This is a genomic window from Mesorhizobium sp. L2C084A000 (genome assembly GCF_000502875.1).
In the GTDB taxonomy this organism is placed as follows: Bacteria; Pseudomonadota; Alphaproteobacteria; order Rhizobiales; family Rhizobiaceae; genus Mesorhizobium.
On the sequence record NZ_AYWX01000002.1, the window covers coordinates 330,685 to 346,724 of the forward strand.

The window sequence follows — 16,040 nt, forward strand, 5'->3', positions numbered from 1 at the left end:
TCAGCTCAGCGGCTTTTCGCCGATTGTCAGCGCGACATCGCGCTGTTCGCCGCCGCGCACGACACCGAGCGTCACCGAAGCGCCGGCACTGTCGGGTCCGAGCCTGCGGATCAGGTCCCGCGGGCCGTGCACCGCCTCGCCGTTCCACGCCACGATGATATCGCCAAGAGAGAGACCGGCGGCCTTCGCGGGACCATCGTCATCGAGACTCATCACCATCGCGCCGTGCGCGTCGCGGTCGCGTACCGGATGCAGGCCGGCGCCGAGATAGCCGCGCGCGACATGGCCCTTTTCGCGCAAGGTCGCGACCGCCCGCTCGATCGTCTCGTAAGGCATGATCAGCGCCCGGTGGCGCGGTCCGAACAACAGCATGCCGATCAGCGCACCCTTGGCGTCGAGAACCGGGCCGCCCTCGAAACGGCCGCCCGCGCCGACGGCAAGATTGATGCGCCGGTCGATGGTGCCGCCGCGCATCGAGCGCCAGGCCGGGCCGACTTCGCCCACCGAGCCTGAAACAGCCAAAGCGGAACCGTCACTGCTGCCGATGGCAATGGCGATGTTGCCCGGCCGCACCGCATCGGCCTTGGCCAACGGCGCGGCGCTGACGGCCTCCGCCGGCTTCAGCAGGGCAACACCGGTAGAAGGGTCGCGGCCAACCAGCTCGGCCTTCACCGTTTCCCCCGAAGCCAACACCAGTTCGATCTCCTCGCCGGCCTCGACAGCCTCTTCAGCGGTGACGAAATAGCCGTCGCGCCAGTGGAAGGCGCTTGCCGTGCGGTGATGATGCGTGGCGAAGCCAGCCGTTGCCGGCGCGGCCTTGGCGGCGAGATCGGCGACGGCTTGCGAAAACGCGCTCAGATTGAAATCGCTCATAATGGTCTCCTGGGTTCATCCATGCCCCAGATATCGCTCGACAGCGCGTCCGCGGGTACTCGCCTGACGGCTAGTTGCCGGTTTGACTGGCCATCTGGTCAGGTCGCTGCGGTTCCAGCCGCTCCGCACATATAGTCACGATCAAGCCTGAACACACGGAGCCCTCCCATGGCCCTCGCCGTCGCCAAATTCCAAACCGATGATACGCTGCTCGACGCCTATTCGACGACGGTTGCCGACGCCGTCGACCGCATCGGTCCGGCCGTCTGCCGCATCGAGCGCGTTGGCGGTCAGGGCGGCCATGGCTCCGGCTTCGTCATCGCGCCGGACGGGCTGGTCGTCACCAATTTCCACGTCGTCGGCGACGCCAGGACGGTGCGCGTGTCGATGCCGGACGGTGCCTCCCGCGAAGGCCGCGTGCTTGGCCGCGATCCCGACACCGACATCGCGCTGGTGCGCGCCGACGGCAGCTTTGCCGACATCGCACCGCTGGGCGATTCCAAGCGGCTGCGGCGCGGCCAGATCGCCATTGCAATCGGCAACCCGCTCGGTTTCGAATGGACCGTCACCTCCGGCGTCGTCTCCGCGCTCGGCCGCTCGATGCGCGCCTCCACCGGCCGGCTGATCGACGACGTTATCCAGACCGACGCAGCGCTCAATCCCGGCAATTCCGGCGGACCGCTGGTGTCGTCGGCCGGCGAGGTCATCGGCGTCAACACCGCCATGATCCATGGCGCGCAAGGCATCGCCTTCGCGGTTGCCTCCAACACCGCCAATTTCGTCATTTCGGAGATCATCCGCTTCGGCCGCGTGCGCCGCGCCTTCATCGGCGTCTCGGCCGACACCGTCAATCTGCCGCGACGCGCTGCCCTGTTGTCGCAAGTCTCGACCAGCACGGCGGTTCGCCTGCGCAGCGTCGAGAAGGACGGCCCGGCGGCCAAGGCCGGCTTGAAGGAGGGCGACATCATCGCCGCAATAGACGGCCGCCCGGTCACCGGCGTCGACGACCTGGTGCGCGTGCTCGACGCCGAGCGCATCGGCCGCGAGACACAATGCACCGTGGTGCGCCGCACCGGCGTCAGCCAGGTGACGGTGACGCCGGTGGCAAGGGCGGGCTGAGGACGGTCACCGTTCCGCAGCCCCCTCGGCGTACTGCGCCAGAAACGCCTCGCTCGGCGGAATCGGCTTGATGACGTCGATCAGCACGCCATTGGGGTCTTTGGTGATGAAATGGCGCTGGCCGAAGGGCTCGTCGCGCAAGGATTGGAGGATCGGCAGGCCGGCGGCAAGGATCCGCTCATAGACCGCGTCCGGGTCGCGAACCTCGAAATTGATCAGCAGGCCCGATGTGCGGCCCCGCCCCTCCTTCGGGATGGTCTCGTGGTCGCCCTGGACGATGCCGAGATTGACGCGTTTGTTGTCCACCGATTGCAGATGCACATACCAGTCGCTTTCAAACAGCGGCTGGAAGCCGAAATGCTCGACATAGAACGCCGTCGTGCCGGCGACGTCGCCGGTCATCAGCACCGGGTAATAGCTCGTCGTCTTCATCTTTCCTTCTCCCGTCAATTAACATACAGTCTGCATGTAAATTGAATTAACATACAGGCTGCATGTATGCAACGCGATTCCGCGCGCCGTTCCAACCGTGACCGTACCGAGGCGACGCGCGCCGACCTGATTGCCGCGGCGCGAAAGCTGTTTACGGAAAAATCCTATGCCGAGACCGGCACGCCGGAGATCGCCGCTGCCGCCGGCGTCACGCGCGGCGCGCTTTACCATCACTTCGCCGACAAGCAGGCGCTGTTTGCCGCCGTGGTCGACCAGGAGGCGGCAGCGGTCGCCGAGGAGATCGAGCGCGCCTCGGCGCCATCACTCAATGCCCGCGACGCACTGATTGCCGGTTCCGACGCCTATCTCACCGCCATGCGCACGCCAGGCCGCACGCGCCTGCTGCTGCTCGACGGCCCGGCCGTGCTTGGCCGCGCCGCCATGGACGCGATCGACAACCGCCATGGCAACCGCTCGCTGCGCGAAGGGCTGGTCGCGGCGATGCGGGCGCAAACGATGACGAGATTGCCGGCCGACGCGCTGACCGCACTGCTCGGCTCCGCCTTCGATCGTGCCGCCCTGGCCATCGAGGCCGGTGCGTCAGCTCAGGACTACCGCGCGGTGCTCATAGCACTGATCGATGGCCTGTCTCTTCCTCAGGCACCTCGCCCGGTTCGAACTCGTTGAAGCAGCCGAGCTGGCGCTTGAACTGGTCGATCAGCCAGGCGGCCGCTGGCTTCGGGCTGCGATCGTTGCGGTGCATGGCAAACAGCGGCGAACTCACCTCCCTGAAGGATTCGAGGTCGATTTCGACCAGCCGGCCACTCGCCAGGTCGTCTGCTATCAGCCAGCGCGGCAGCCCGCCCCAGCCCAGCCCCTCGCGCATCAGCATATGCTTGGTGCGCACATCCGTCAGCCGCCAGGTACGGTAGGCGAAGACTCCGAAGTCGCGCCCCTTGGTACGCTCCGACTGGTCGGTGACGACAAGCTGCGTGTGTTCGCGCGCATCCTCGATCGCCACCGGCTTCGGCAGCAGGGCCAGCGGATGGCTGGGCGCGGCGGCCAGCACGATCGACATGAAGCCGATGCGCGCGAGATGCACATCGACATCGCCCAGCAGGCCGCCAATGCCAAGGTCGGCCTGCCCGCTGACGACATGATCGGGGATCAGGCCGAGCGTGCCGATATGCAGGCGCAGCATCACGGTCGGAAACTGCACCTCGAATGCCTTCAACACCCGCACCAGCACCGGCGACGGCAGCGCCGCATCGACCGACAGCGCGACTTCGGCCTCGAGCCCCTGGTGGTGGCCGTCGACGCGGGAGCGGATGCGCTGCAGCACGCCGATCATGCGCCGCGCATCCTCCAGCATCGCCCGGCCGATCTCGGTCAATTGCGGCTCGCGCGTGCCCTCGCGCTCGAACAGTTTCAGCCCCAGCTGCGCCTCGAGATTGGCGATGCCGTAGCTGATCACGGACTGTGCCCGGTTGAGCTTGCGGCCGGCGGCCGAGAAGCTGCCGGCTTCGGCGACTGTCACAAAGATCTGAAGTTGATCGAGCGTCGGGTTGGGCTGCATCGATATATCTAACTTATAGATGGATCGTATAGAAAATATACCAGTTTATTGAATGGATCGAAAGCCCCATATCTGGTGGGACAAATCATTCCAACCGCTGGAGAGCCCAAAATGTCCATTCTTCTTGTCACCTCAAGCCCGCGGGGCGCCGCCTCGCATTCGACCCGCATCGCTACCGAATTCGCTGAAAAGCTCGTCGCCGCCGATCCGTCGAACACGCTCGTCGTGCGCGACCTCGTCGCCAACCCGCTGCCGCATATCGATGCCGACTACGCCAGCGGCATCTACGTGCCGGCGGAAGCCCGCACTGCGCGCCAGGCTGAAGTCGTCGGCGTCTCCGATGTGGTGCTCGACGAGCTGTTTGCCGCCGACACAGTGATCCTGGCCACAGGCTTCATCAACTTCAACATCTCCTCGACACTGAAGTCCTGGGTCGATCACATCTCTCGTTCCGGCAAGAGCTTTGCCTATGGCGAGAACGGCCCCAAGGGTCTCGTCACCGGCAAGAAGGTCTATATCGTGCTGGCTTCGGGCGGCATCTACTCCGAAGGTGCGGCCGTGCAGTTCGATCACGCCATTCCCTACCTGCGCGGCGTGCTCGGCTTCCTCGGCATGACCGACGTCGATGTCATCCGCATCGAAGGCGTCGGCATGGGTCCTGACGCGGTGACCGCAGCGCTCGCCAAGGCGACCGCCAAGGTCGATGCCGTGGTGGCCGCCAGCCAGGGTGTCGCGGCTGCCGCGTAAAGAGCCAAAATTTGTCCGCTTCGAAAGGCAGGCGTGCGCGCCTGCCTTTTTCGTTCTAGCCGATGAGGTGCCTCAGCAGACCAGCGGCGCTGACTCCGATCAGCACGGTCGGCAGCATGGAAAGCCGCGTGGCGGCTACCAGAGTAACAGCCAGCGCCAGAATATCCGCCGGGGACTTCGACACGAAGGCCGGTGCGATGACAGAGATCAGCACGCAACCAGGCGCGGCTCCCATGACCGCCGTGGCACGCGCGCTGAGTGTGCGGTTGCGCAGCACGACATAGCCGCCGATGCGCGTCAGGTAAGTGACGCCGGCCATCAGCACGATGGTGAGAAAGGTCATTGCGTCGATCATGCATCACCCGCCATCAGCCAAGCCGCGACCAGCCCCGATACCGCGCCGGCGGCGACATACCAGGCGCCGGGAACGAAGAGATAGACCAGTGCTGCCACGATCAGGCTGACCAGCCAGGGCCGCGCCGCCGCCATACCCGTCCACATGCCGCGCATCAGCACCAGGAAGACGGCCGGGAACGCCATGTCAAAACCATAGGTCCCGACGTCGCCGAGCATCGGACTGAGCAAGGCACCCAGCGTGGTGAAGGACACCCAGGCGAGATACATCGCCAGCGCCGCGCCCATATAGTAGCGCGGGCTGAAGGCCGGCGTGATGCCGGCGGCAGCGCGCTGTTTGGCATCGGCCAGGCCCAGCGCCCAGCTTTCATCGCACATAAAGAAAAGCGCCGGAAACACCTTGCGTCGTGGCAGGTGGCGCAGGAATGGCGCCAGTGCCGCACCCATCAGCAGGTGACGGCTGTTGACCAGGAAGGTGATGGCGACGATGAGCACGACGTGCGGCGGCGACGTCCACAACTGGATCGCCGCGAATTCCGAGCCGCCGGCGAAGTTCAGCCCTGTCATGGCAGACAGTTCGACCGTGCTTAAGCCTTTCTGCGTGGCCTGGGCGCCAAGCACCAGCGCATAGGGGATGGTGCCGAACAGCACCGGCGCGCAGGACGCCACGCCACGGCGGAACTCGGATCCCGAACCATTGCCCGCCGCCTCGACTGCCTGTGAAATGCTCATGCGTCTCCCCTGGCGCGCCTCGCGGCCGCCGCTCCCGGGTTGCTTCTGGACTCTTGTGATGTCGGCCGCAAACATAGCGGCACCGGCTCACAATTTGGTTGCGAAGATTGTTGTGTTTCATCAGAATTTGGCATTTGGCGCTACAAAGCCATAAATAGATGGAATCCAGAGCCATGAAACTTGATGAGATCGACAAGCGGATCCTGCGGGCGCTGCAGCGCGACGGCCGCATGGCCAACAACGATCTGGCCAATGAGGTCGGGCTGTCGCCATCGCCTTGCCTGCGTCGCGTGAAGCTGCTGGAGGAGGCCGGTGTCATCGACCGCTACGTCGCCGTGCTCAACCCCGCCAGCATCGGCAAGGGCCTGACCTTCTTCACCCGCATCTGGTTGAAAACGCAGGACGAGGACACGATCGAGCATTTCGCCACCGAAGTCGCCAAGCTGCCGCAGGTGATGGAGTGCTACCTGATGCTCGGCGATTGCGACGCCATGGTGCGTGTGGTGGCGGCCGGCATCGACGATTACCGCCGCTTCCAGTCGGAGCATCTGAGCCGCATCAAGGGCGTGCAGAACGTCAAGACCGACGTCCCCAGCCAGACGATCAAATACACGTCGGAACTGCCGATCTGAGCTACTGAAAACGGCGTCACGTCAAACTGGATAAAAAATGCAACCGGATTGTAGGATCGAACCCGGTGCCGGCGTCCTTCGGGTGCAAGCAGCGCGCAGCGCTGCCCTTAGGCATGGGAGATTTGAATGAGCCTTTCCTATCGTTGGGTCATCGTCGCCGCTGGCGCGCTGATGTCCTGCGTCGCCATCGGGACGATGTTTTCGCTGGCGATCTTTCTCGAGCCGATGGCGGTCGACACCAACTGGTCGCGCGCCGGCATTTCGAGCGCCATGACGCTCAACTTCCTGGTGATGGGCCTTGGTGGCTTCGCCTGGGGCGCGATATCGGACCGTTTTGGCGCCCGCATCGTCGTGATGATCGGCGCGGTGCTGCTCGGGCTGGCGCTGGTGCTGGCCAGCCGCGCCGGTTCGCTGCTGAGCTTCCAGGTCACCTATGGCGTGCTGGTCGGTCTCGCGGCAAGCGCCTTTTTCGCGCCGATGATCGCGCTGACCACAGGCTGGTTCGACACCAACCGCAGCCTTGCCGTCTCACTGGTCTCGGCCGGCATGGGCGTGGCGCCGATGACGATCTCGCCCCTCGCCCGCTGGCTGATCTCCGCCTATGATTGGCGCACCGCCATGTTCGACATCGGCATTACCGCCTGGGTGCTGCTGTTGCCGGCGGTGCTGCTGGTGCGCCAGCCGCCGAAGCCCGTCTTAGTCGACCCCGGCTCCGCGCCGGTTGCCGAAGGTGCCGGCCTGACGGTCGGCCAGGCGCTGCGCTCGCCGCAATTCATCGTGCTGGGGCTGACCTTCTTTGCCTGCTGCGCGGCGCATTCCGGGCCGATCTTCCACATGGTCAGCTATGCCATGCTGTGCGGCGTCGCCCCCATGGCAGCGGTCTCGATCTACAGTGTCGAAGGCCTGGCAGGCCTCGGCGGCCGGCTCTTCTACGGCGTGCTGGCCGACAGGCTGGGCGTCAAGCCGGTGCTGATCGCGGGCCTGGCGATCCAGGCGATCGTCATTGCCGCCTATCTGTCGATCAGCCAGCTTGAGCAGTTCTACATGCTGGCCGTTATCTTCGGTGCCACCTATGGCGGTGTCATGCCGCTCTATGCGGTGCTGGCGCGCGAATATTTCGGCCAGCGCATCCTCGGCACCGTGTTCGGCGCCGCCACCATGCTGTCCAGCCTCGGCATGGCGCTGGGACCGCTTGCCGGCGGCATGGTGTTCGACGCCTACGCCAACTATTCCTGGCTGTTCATCGGCTCGGCTCTTATCGGGCTCGGCGCGGTCGGCATCGCCATCGCGTTCCCGCCACTGCCGCGCAGGGAGTTGCAGCCGGCTTAGCCCGGGTCGATTTCCCAAACCTTGCTGGCCAGGCGCGCAATCAGCCTCGCCCGTTCGGTTCGCCACGGATCCTGTCCCCTGTTTCATCCGTTCCCCCCCTTGCGCGGGGCAGTCCACGGACAACATTTGCTCCGTGGGATCTCGACTGAGCTCGCGCATCCAGTCCACGCCAGAGAGGACACCCTGATGGCGGAACATCCGAGTGGAAGCGAAAGCAACAGAATTGCCGCAAGCGCTGTTGCCGACGACGATCCGCGTCTTGCATTCATTTATCAGGAGGCGGTGAGAGGTCTCACGCAACAGCAGACCCTTGTGGAGAACATGAGCACCCGCGCCGGCAGCCTTGTCTTTGCCACCGCATTCGCAAACTCATTGCGCGGCGGTGCGGCCCTTTCCAATGGGCTTGGGCTCTGGGACTGGACCGCGGTGGCCCTGCTGTTCGGCATCGGCGGGTTGATCGTCTTCATGCTTTGGCCCTACCACCAATATACATTCCGCTTCGATCCGGAAGAGCTGCTTGATCAATATGTCGACGGCGACAGGCCGACGACGATGTCGGCCATGCGCCGCGCGCTTGCCCTTCGCATCAAGGCGGACATGGCCGGCAACTGGCGAATTATCCAGCGGCTGCGGGTGGCGCTGCAGATTGCGCTGCTGTTTCTGCTGCTCGACATCCTGGCCTGGCTTTTGGCGATCGCAGGCATTTGAGCCGAAGGCGCGTGGCTCCGCCACGGCCAGGCTTGAATGGCAGGCAACGGTCGATGGATCGAAAAGCTCTCTTGAGCATTTAAGCTTTGGCTAATAGTAGCCCCAGGAGAGAACCAATGAAAAAGACGCTGCTCATTTTGAGCCTGCTCATTCCGCTCTCGGCGTGCTCCCGTACCGAACAAGGCGCCGCCGTCGGCGGCTTGGGTGGCGCGGCCGTAGGCGCCGCGGTGGCCGGAGACCCTGTGGAAGGGGCGGTTGTTGGCGGTGCGGTTGGTGCGATAGCAGGGGCCATCATCGGCCACGCCAGCGAAGCCGGCCAGTGCAGATATCGCGATCGGTACGGCCGGGTTTACGTCGCGCGGTGCCCGAACGGCTACTGATCTCAACGCGTGATCTCCTTCGATCACGCGTTTGCTGGGGGTTAATCGAATGGCCTATCGGATCAAAAAGCTGCTGGGTTTCTTGTGTGCCGTTATCGGCGTTGCCGCGGTGAATGCCGGGGCTTCGGCCGCGCCGGTTGAAGCAAAGACGGTTGCCGATCACTTCTCATCGGTGAAATCCATGTCAGGGGATTTCGTGCAATCAGGCCCGAAAGCGGAAAGAAAACACGGCAGGTTTTTTCTCCAACGCCCAGGCAAGATCCGGTTCAACTATGCAGGCCAATCTGGGGTCAGCGTGATCGCGGATGGCAAATCCCTGGTGGTTTATAACAGGAGACTGAAGACATCGCGGCTTTATGCTCTCTCGAAGACGCCGCTTAAGCTGCTGCTCGACAACAAGGTCGACTTCTCCGGCAGTCGCGTCAAAAGCATCAGAGAAGACGGCGCTCAAGTAACCGTCAAGCTGGCCGACAGATCGGCTTTCGGCAATTCGAACATCTCCATGGTGTTCGACAGAAAATCGCTCGATCTGCGCAGATGGAGCCTCACCGACGAGAAGGGACTTACCACGACGGTGACCATCTCAAATGTGAGGCAAGGCGTTCGCGCTCCCGAGGGCACCTTCGTTATCGATTATGCGGCAAACCGTGAATTCAACACCACAACGAAATAGCCGAAACCGCAGCCATAATCACAGCGCCGGAACCAATAGGATCAGCGGCGGTTTAGTCCATGAAGGGACCGGAACCGCAAAGGACGCGGCACAATGATTGAAATTCACAGCATCGAAGCGGCCAACGCCAGACTGCGCATAAGGAGAGCCGAGCGCTCTCTGAAGCGCGCGAATGACTTGCTGGACGAGGAAGGCGGCGTCGCTCTTAACTTGGCATTGTGCGGCCGGATAAGGGCCGCGAGAAGGCATCTGATCGAGGCCAGGACCCGCCTGATGACGATTGATCCCACCAGGACGAGTTGATCGCCGGCGGTCGTACGTCAACCCGGACCGAGAGGTCCATCGTGGCGCAAAGGCCCGCATGGTTAGGCAGTGACCTGCTGGCGGTGATCTACCCAAAAATCCGGTCGCCCTGCTCGTCGACCAGTTGGATGCCCTTCTTGATCGAGATGTCGACGGCGTCGTCGAGCCCGGCGAAGCGGTCGGCGCGGATGAATTTGTGTTCCTTCACCACGCCGTCGATCTCCTTGGAGACGACGCCGCACGTCTGGTACTGGCCATCCGCCTTGTAGGGCGTGGCGCTGATCAGGAAGCCCTTGTGCTCGACCTACTTGGCCGGCGCTGCGCTCGTTGGCCCAGCCGTTTCGGCTCCGCTGGCGCCACCGCCGAAAAGACGCTTCAGAAAAGACATCGGGCTTCCTCCAACAGCATTCATCCCGCACCATGTAGAGTGACGCGGGATGAATTTCACTATCGGTCCTTGGCCCAGCGGGCAAGGGCTGCGTCCGGTCGGCTGGACGAGCTTACTTGTGCGACAGCGCTTCCAGGGCCTCGGCGGCGGCTTCGAGGATGGCGATCGCCTCGGCCTGCTTGTCGGCCGGGGCGTCGACGAAGTCACCCAGAGCCGCGCGCAGCCGGTGGCGGACTGCGCGGAATTCGTCCCGCGCTTCCGAACGATCCCCGCGGCCACCCCGGCCGCCACGACGCCCGCCCTCTTCGCTCTCGTCGTTCCAGCCGAACCAGTCGCGCGCCTTGGCCATTTTGCGGCCGAAGCGCTCGAGATGGTCGAGCACGCCATCGATCATCTCGCGGTTGTCGGCGAGATGCGCCTGGCCAGCTTCGGTGATCGAAAACACCTTCTTGTTGCCGTCGGCGGCGGAGGCGGCATAGCCGGCCTCTTCCAGGAAGGTCAGCGTCGGGTAGACCACGCCCGGGCTCGGGCTGTAGATGCCGCTGGTGCGCTCTTCCAAGGCCTTGATGATGTCGTAGCCGTGGCGCGGGGCCTCGGCCAGCAGCGACAGCGTGATCAGCTTGAGGTCGCCGTCGGCCAGCATGCGCCCGGCGCGGAACATGTCGCCCGGGCCGCCCCGCCCGCCACCGCGACCGCCGTGCCCGAACGGGCCAAAACCGCCGCCCCCTCTGCCACCAAATTTGCCGCCGAATTTGCCGGCCATGTGCATGAACATGCGCTCGCCGAAATGATTGTTCCCAAAATGTTTGTGCATTGATTGCTCCTTGAGTTGTATCTTACGATATATCTTAATTATGCGAGCCAATCGGGAGAGTCAAGATATATCTTACGATGTATCTGAATGCGGCGCCAGAGGCTTGCTTTCACCGGAACGTACCGCTAGAAGGCCCGCGAGCGCCTCGGCTGCTCCGTAAGCGTCTGACGTCAAGCAACGCATCCAACCCCGGTCTTTCCGGGCAATTTTGCCGGTCACCGGCGAATGGATGCCAAAAGCGACGGACCGGATACTTCAGGGAACTCTCAAAATGACTGCAAGACATCAGCGCAGGAAGCTGCCTGCGCGCTATGCCGCTGTTCTTAGCCCGCTGGTGCTGTCGCTGTTGATGACCTTCATCGTCTCGTTCATCTCGACGTTGAAAAGCCTTGGCTTCCACCCCGAGCTGCCGTCCATCTGGCTGACCGCCTGGGGGCTGTCCTGGCTGGTGGCGTTTCCGACGCTGCTGCTGGTGCTGCCGGTGGTACGCCGCATCGTCGGCGCGCTCTGCGAGCCGGCCAGCCGATAACTCGCACGAAAAAAGGTCCGGAGATGTCCTCCGGACCTTTGCGCTTCTGGTCATTAATCACGAAGCGCTACCAGCGACCCTTGCGCCGGTTCCAGGCATAGAGAAGGTCGGCGAAACGATCATAGGCAAAGCGTGTCAGCGGCAAGACAACCGGATTGCCGAACACCATCGCCAGCCAGCCCTCGCCCGGCGTGACCTTCCACACGGCGATGGCAACGTCGGCGCCGACCAGCAGCCTGCCCGCCACGTCGGTGGCGTGCAGCCGGCGGCGGATATCCTCAAGCGACGCGCCATGCCCGGCAAGCGCTGCCGGTTCAAAATTGATGTCTCGGAACTCGATCCGCCCGGCCTTGACCGCTTCGATCAGCCGCCGCTTCTGCCTGCTTATGCCGGCATCGCAGACCGGGCAGCGCGTGTTGTACCAGACGGTCAGCATTTATCCGTGGCCATGCCTGTGGTGCAGGTCGGGATAATGCGGATGCCGGTGTCGCATTGGGGCATGCCGGTGCCAATGAGAATGCGGCTCGCTTACCGGCCCGTCATGATGGTGCTGGTGGTGTTCGTCATGCACATGGCTGTGCTCATGCTCCAGTTCCTCATGGTCGTGCTCATGCTCATGGCGCTCCGACAGATGCAGCCACAGGCCAACACCCATCAGAAGTCCGGCGGCCGCAAGCTTGAGCGTGACGGCGTCACCCAGGATGGCGATTGCCAGCAGCGCGCCGATGAAGGGAGCGAGCGAGTAATAGGCCCCTGTCCGGGCGGTACCCAGATGACGCAGCGCCACGATGAACATCACCAGGCTGACCCCAATGCCGAAGAAACCGACTGCCGCGGTCGCTGCAATGACCGACCCCGGGGGAAACAAAGCACCGCCGGCAAGCGCCAGCCCGACATTGACGACACCCGCCACCAGCCCTTTGAGCATGGCGATCACCACCGGGTCGGTGGCGGAGATCCTGCGCGTGAAATTGTTGTCGATCCCCCAGGCCAGACAAGCCCCCGCCACCAGCAGGGCGCCACGGTTGAAGGCGACGCCCTCACCTTGCCACGACAGAAGAACGGCGCCCGCCAGAATGGCGAACGCGCCGAAAAGCAGGCGCCGGTCGACATTCTCGCGATAGACGAGCCAGGCGATCGCCATCGTCGCCAGCCCTTCCAGGTTGAGCAGCAGCGCCGAACTGGACGCCGTGTTGAGGGTCAAGCCGAACATCAGCAGCACCGGCGCGATGATGCCGCCCATGCCGATCGCCAGCGCCAGCCAGGGAATATCCCCAGCGGTCAGTTGCGCCTCCCCGGCCGCGGCCTGCCTGCCCCGAAGCAGGCGGTACAGAGCCAGCCCGAGACCGGCACCGAGATAGAGCAGCCCGGCCAGCATGAAGGGATTGACGCCATTGAGCAGCAGCTTGCTGAGCGGCGGCGTCGCCCCGAACAGGACGGCCGAGCCAAGCGCGAGTGGCACGCCGGGCCACAGATGCGAATGGGAATGCGGTTCGGACATGACCTCACCCTATCATGGCAAGTGTGTCACTTGCGGCGCATGGCCGCCTTTGGCCCGATGCACTTGTTGTCGCGAAACAGCGCCCACTCCTCGCAAAGGCGTCCATTGGGCAAGCCGCAGAATCCATATTCATTACCGGCCTTGTCCTTCCTGATCACCAGGCGCCCGCCGATCTCGCCACAATGGACTGATGCCGGATTGGCCATGCCGACCGGTTTTTGCGCACTGGCGCCGACGGAAAACGGCAGCGACGACAAAGCGGCAAAGCTGGCGACCAATATCGAAACCTTCTTCATCGCGATCTCCCCGGCCGCATTCTATCACGGCGAAGCGCCCCGTCTTGCGGCAAAGCGCCACCAGGCCGGCACCAACCAGCGACTTCGAGAAACCCTGCCGATTCCTTCACCCGAGCGAGGTGATGATCTCGCGGTAGGCTAATTCGGGAAAGGCCTTCAGCGTCCGCGTCCTGACATTGCCCGCTGCCGCCAGCATCAGCGAGAAGCGCGCCAGCACCGCGTCGTCGGGGGCTTCGACCACAGCCACCATATCGTATTCGCCCATGGTCAGGTAGAACGCCTTGAACGATCCGCCCATGTCTCCCAGTTGCTTCCTGGCGGCGTCGAGCCGCTTCGGTGACTCGCGTACGTTCCTGGCACCCTGCTCCGTCCAGTTCATCAGCACGATGTAGCTTGTCATGGCACACCTCCCTCCGGGGCCACGGAGCACGGCGGCTTCGCCGGGGCGGGCATCCGGGTTGTCGCCCAGAAAATGCATCCGACACGGAAATTATCCTCCTGAAGGGCCTGCAGCGCAAGAGTGCGTCCCGCAACAAAAAAGGGCGCCATCGGCGCCCTTGAACTCTTTGCATCGGTAAGTCTCAGCTATCCAGGAAGCTGCGCAGCTTGCGCGACCTGCTCGGGTGCTTGAGCTTGCGCAGCGCCTTGGCTTCGATCTGACGAATGCGCTCGCGGGTAACAGAGAACTGCTGGCCGACTTCTTCCAGCGTGTGGTCGGTGTTCATGCCGATACCGAAGCGCATTCTGAGCACGCGCTCCTCGCGCGGCGTCAGCGAGGCCAGCACGCGCGTGGTGGTCTCGCGCAGATTGGCCTGGATCGCCGCGTCGATCGGCAGGATCGCCATCTTGTCCTCGATGAAATCGCCCAGATGCGAATCCTCCTCGTCGCCGACCGGCGTTTCGAGCGAGATCGGCTCCTTGGCGATCTTCAAGACCTTGCGCACCTTTTCGAGCGGCATGGCAAGCTTTTCGGCCAGTTCTTCCGGCGTCGGCTCGCGGCCGATCTCGTGCAGCATCTGGCGCGAGGTGCGCACGATCTTGTTGATCGTCTCGATCATGTGCACCGGAATGCGGATGGTACGCGCCTGATCGGCGATCGAACGCGTGATCGCCTGTCGGATCCACCATGTCGCGTAGGTCGAGAACTTGTAGCCGCGGCGGTATTCGAACTTATCGACCGCCTTCATCAGGCCGATATTGCCTTCCTGGATCAGGTCGAGGAACTGCAGGCCGCGATTGGTGTACTTCTTGGCGATGGAGATGACGAGGCGCAGGTTGGCCTCGACCATTTCCTTCTTGGCGATCGCCGCTTCGCGCTCGCCCTTCTGCACCTGATTGACGATCTTGCGGAATTCCAGGATCGAGATCGCCGTTTCGGTGGCGAGGTTCTGGATCTCGGCGCGCAGGTCCTTGATCGCATCCTTCTCGTTCTTGGTGAATTCCTTCCAGCCGCGCGATGTCAGATTGCCGATCGAGCGCGTCCAGTTCGGGTCGAGCTCGGAACCCTGATATTCCTTCAGGAACTCTTCGCGGCGCACGCCGTAGCTTTCGGCCAGCCTGAGCAGCTTGCCTTCGTTCTGCACCAGGCGCTTGTTGATGTCGTAGAGCTGCTCGACCAGCGCCTCGATGCGCGCCGTGTTGAGCGACAGCGACTTCACCGCCTTGATCAGCTGGTCCTTGAGCTCCTTCAGCCGGCGGTCCTGGCTGGGCGACAGCGTGCCCGCAGCGGCGAGCCTGTTCTCGACCTGCTGGTCCTGCAGCTTGCGCAGCTTTTTGTAGGTGTCGGCGATAACGTCGAGCGTCTCCATCACCTGCGGGCGGAGTTCGGCTTCCATCGCGGCCAGCGACAGGCTCGCTTCGTCCTCGTCTTCGTCGTCGTCATCCGTCAGCCCACGCGTATCGGCGCCGACATTGGTGATGTCGTCTTCGTCGTCGCGCGAACGGCGCGGCTTGTCCTCGACCTTGGCTTCCTCGACGCGCTCGACCACCGGCGCCTGCTTGGCCTCGGGGCCGGCATAGGTGGCTTCGAGATCGATGATCTCGCGCAGCAGGATCTTGGATTCGTTGAGTTCGTCGCGCCAGATGATGATGGCCTGGAAGGTCAGCGGGCTTTCGCACAGACCCGCGATCATCGTCTCGCGGCCGGCCTCGATGCGCTTGGCGATGGCAATTTCGCCCTCGCGCGACAAAAGCTCCACCGAGCCCATCTCGCGCAGATACATGCGCACCGGATCGTCGGTGCGATCGGTCGGTTCTTTCTTGGTGGTGGTGGCGGCGACCGCGGTGCCGGTCTGCTCAGCCAACTCGTTGGCGTCTTCCTCGGCATCGGCCGCGGTGTCGGTGGCCTCGGGCTCCTCGCCCTGCTCGTCGTCCTCGACCACGTTGATGCCCATGTCGGACAGCATCGCCATCGTGTCCTCGATCTGCTCGGAGGTCACTTCCTCTGAGGGCAGCACCGAATTCAGCTCGTCCATGGTGACATAGCCGCGCTTCTTGGCGGCCTTGATCATCTTCTTGACAGCATCATCGGAAAGGTCGAGCAGAGGGCCATCGGTGGCGCCTTCGCGTTCGGTTTCGACCTCTTCCTTTTCCTTTGTCGCCATAGTCTTTATCTTCTCCTAGCGGCCGAACTTCAAAGCCGCGTAAGCTGTCGG

General features: G+C 63.6%; 21 protein-coding genes and 1 pseudogene. 10 read left to right on the forward strand and 12 right to left on the reverse strand.

All coding sequences use genetic code 11. From position 1 onward, the window contains the following. On the reverse strand, nucleotides 1–873 hold the full coding sequence (locus tag X735_RS159695) for a S1C family serine protease (RefSeq protein WP_023809649.1): 873 nt from the start codon (nucleotides 871–873) through the stop codon (nucleotides 1–3). Between the two features lie 168 nt (nucleotides 874–1,041). Between X735_RS159695 and X735_RS159690 the strand changes: the two genes are divergently transcribed. Continuing rightward, a complete protein-coding gene (locus tag X735_RS159690; RefSeq protein ID WP_023809650.1) occupies nucleotides 1,042–1,992 on the forward strand; it encodes a trypsin-like peptidase domain-containing protein in 951 nt (316 codons plus the stop codon). Nucleotides 1,993–1,998: 6 nt separating this feature from the next. Here X735_RS159690 and X735_RS159685 read toward each other — a convergent pair whose 3' ends face one another. After that, the gene (locus X735_RS159685; RefSeq protein WP_023809651.1) at nucleotides 1,999–2,424 is read right to left on the reverse strand and encodes a VOC family protein; all 426 of its coding nucleotides are present in this window, start codon (nucleotides 2,422–2,424) and stop codon (nucleotides 1,999–2,001) included. A 66-nt stretch (nucleotides 2,425–2,490) separates the two neighbouring features. Here X735_RS159685 and X735_RS159680 point away from each other — a divergent pair, with 66 nt between their 5' ends. Continuing rightward, nucleotides 2,491–3,111, forward strand: coding sequence for a TetR/AcrR family transcriptional regulator (locus X735_RS159680; protein WP_023809652.1), 621 nt, complete (start codon nucleotides 2,491–2,493; stop codon nucleotides 3,109–3,111). Here the strand turns inward: X735_RS159680 and X735_RS159675 are convergent. Next, on the reverse strand, nucleotides 3,050–4,000 hold the full coding sequence (locus tag X735_RS159675; RefSeq protein ID WP_023809653.1) for a LysR family transcriptional regulator: 951 nt from the start codon (nucleotides 3,998–4,000) through the stop codon (nucleotides 3,050–3,052). The genes X735_RS159680 and X735_RS159675 overlap by 62 nt on opposite strands. A gap of 111 nt (nucleotides 4,001–4,111) precedes the next feature. Between X735_RS159675 and X735_RS159670 the strand changes: the two genes are divergently transcribed. Beyond that, nucleotides 4,112–4,747, forward strand: coding sequence for an FMN-dependent NADH-azoreductase (locus X735_RS159670; protein ID WP_023809654.1), 636 nt, complete (start codon nucleotides 4,112–4,114; stop codon nucleotides 4,745–4,747). Nucleotides 4,748–4,802: 55 nt separating this feature from the next. Here the strand turns inward: X735_RS159670 and X735_RS159665 are convergent, their stop codons facing one another. Next, entirely contained in the window at nucleotides 4,803–5,102 is a 300-nt protein-coding gene (locus tag X735_RS159665; protein WP_023809655.1) for an AzlD family protein, read from the reverse strand. Beyond that, a complete protein-coding gene (locus tag X735_RS159660) occupies nucleotides 5,099–5,833 on the reverse strand; it encodes an AzlC family ABC transporter permease (RefSeq protein ID WP_023809656.1) in 735 nt (244 codons plus the stop codon). Before X735_RS159660 ends, X735_RS159665 begins: the two co-directional genes overlap by 4 nt. A gap of 173 nt (nucleotides 5,834–6,006) precedes the next feature. Here X735_RS159660 and X735_RS159655 point away from each other — a divergent pair, with 173 nt between their 5' ends. The 6 genes from X735_RS159655 (at nucleotide 6,007) to X735_RS159630 (ending at nucleotide 9,858) form a co-directional block, all read left to right on the forward strand. Beyond that, nucleotides 6,007–6,465 (forward strand): Lrp/AsnC family transcriptional regulator, encoded by a 459-nt coding sequence (locus X735_RS159655; RefSeq protein WP_013530158.1) that lies wholly within the window; start codon nucleotides 6,007–6,009, stop codon nucleotides 6,463–6,465. Nucleotides 6,466–6,591: 126 nt separating this feature from the next. Beyond that, nucleotides 6,592–7,794: an MFS transporter gene (locus X735_RS159650; RefSeq protein WP_023809657.1), complete on the forward strand. Its 1,203-nt coding sequence runs from the start codon at nucleotides 6,592–6,594 to the stop codon at nucleotides 7,792–7,794. Between the two features lie 21 nt (nucleotides 7,795–7,815). Further along, nucleotides 7,816–8,502 carry a hypothetical protein gene (locus X735_RS159645; protein ID WP_245273116.1) on the forward strand — a complete coding sequence of 229 codons (687 nt, stop codon included), beginning with the start codon at nucleotides 7,816–7,818 and terminating at the stop codon, nucleotides 8,500–8,502. Nucleotides 8,503–8,618: 116 nt separating this feature from the next. Continuing rightward, a complete protein-coding gene (locus X735_RS159640) occupies nucleotides 8,619–8,882 on the forward strand; it encodes a YMGG-like glycine zipper-containing protein (protein ID WP_023809659.1) in 264 nt (87 codons plus the stop codon). A 49-nt stretch (nucleotides 8,883–8,931) separates the two neighbouring features. Beyond that, the gene (locus X735_RS159635) at nucleotides 8,932–9,555 is read left to right on the forward strand and encodes an outer membrane lipoprotein carrier protein LolA (RefSeq protein WP_023809660.1); all 624 of its coding nucleotides are present in this window, start codon (nucleotides 8,932–8,934) and stop codon (nucleotides 9,553–9,555) included. Between the two features lie 93 nt (nucleotides 9,556–9,648). Further along, a complete protein-coding gene (locus tag X735_RS159630; RefSeq protein ID WP_023809661.1) occupies nucleotides 9,649–9,858 on the forward strand; it encodes a hypothetical protein in 210 nt (69 codons plus the stop codon). A gap of 88 nt (nucleotides 9,859–9,946) precedes the next feature. Here the strand turns inward: X735_RS159630 and X735_RS01000000165605 are convergent. Beyond that, nucleotides 9,947–10,246: pseudogene (locus tag X735_RS01000000165605) on the reverse strand (HlyU family transcriptional regulator). 112 nt (nucleotides 10,247–10,358) lie between these two features. Then, nucleotides 10,359–11,060, reverse strand: coding sequence for a PadR family transcriptional regulator (locus X735_RS159625; RefSeq protein WP_023809662.1), 702 nt, complete (start codon nucleotides 11,058–11,060; stop codon nucleotides 10,359–10,361). Nucleotides 11,061–11,331: 271 nt separating this feature from the next. Here X735_RS159625 and X735_RS159620 point away from each other — a divergent pair, with 271 nt between their 5' ends. Further along, complete coding sequence (locus X735_RS159620) at nucleotides 11,332–11,589, forward strand: DUF2798 domain-containing protein (RefSeq protein ID WP_023809663.1); 258 nt, start codon at nucleotides 11,332–11,334, stop codon at nucleotides 11,587–11,589. Nucleotides 11,590–11,656: 67 nt separating this feature from the next. On the opposite strand, the gene X735_RS159615 is transcribed toward X735_RS159620, so the two are convergent. From X735_RS159615 to rpoD, 5 genes are all read right to left on the reverse strand, one after another. Beyond that, nucleotides 11,657–12,025, reverse strand: a complete 369-nt coding sequence (locus tag X735_RS159615) for a DCC1-like thiol-disulfide oxidoreductase family protein (RefSeq protein WP_023809664.1) — start codon at nucleotides 12,023–12,025, stop codon at nucleotides 11,657–11,659. Continuing rightward, the gene (locus X735_RS159610) at nucleotides 12,026–13,090 is read right to left on the reverse strand and encodes a DMT family transporter (protein ID WP_031212677.1); all 1,065 of its coding nucleotides are present in this window, start codon (nucleotides 13,088–13,090) and stop codon (nucleotides 12,026–12,028) included. A gap of 26 nt (nucleotides 13,091–13,116) precedes the next feature. Beyond that, on the reverse strand, nucleotides 13,117–13,386 hold the full coding sequence (locus tag X735_RS159605; RefSeq protein WP_023809666.1) for a DUF333 domain-containing protein: 270 nt from the start codon (nucleotides 13,384–13,386) through the stop codon (nucleotides 13,117–13,119). Between the two features lie 106 nt (nucleotides 13,387–13,492). Next, the gene (locus X735_RS159600) at nucleotides 13,493–13,786 is read right to left on the reverse strand and encodes a GYD domain-containing protein (protein WP_023809667.1); all 294 of its coding nucleotides are present in this window, start codon (nucleotides 13,784–13,786) and stop codon (nucleotides 13,493–13,495) included. 181 nt (nucleotides 13,787–13,967) lie between these two features. Continuing rightward, the gene (gene rpoD, locus X735_RS159595; RefSeq protein ID WP_023809668.1) at nucleotides 13,968–15,989 is read right to left on the reverse strand and encodes an RNA polymerase sigma factor RpoD; all 2,022 of its coding nucleotides are present in this window, start codon (nucleotides 15,987–15,989) and stop codon (nucleotides 13,968–13,970) included. Nucleotides 15,990–16,040 lie beyond the last annotated feature (51 nt).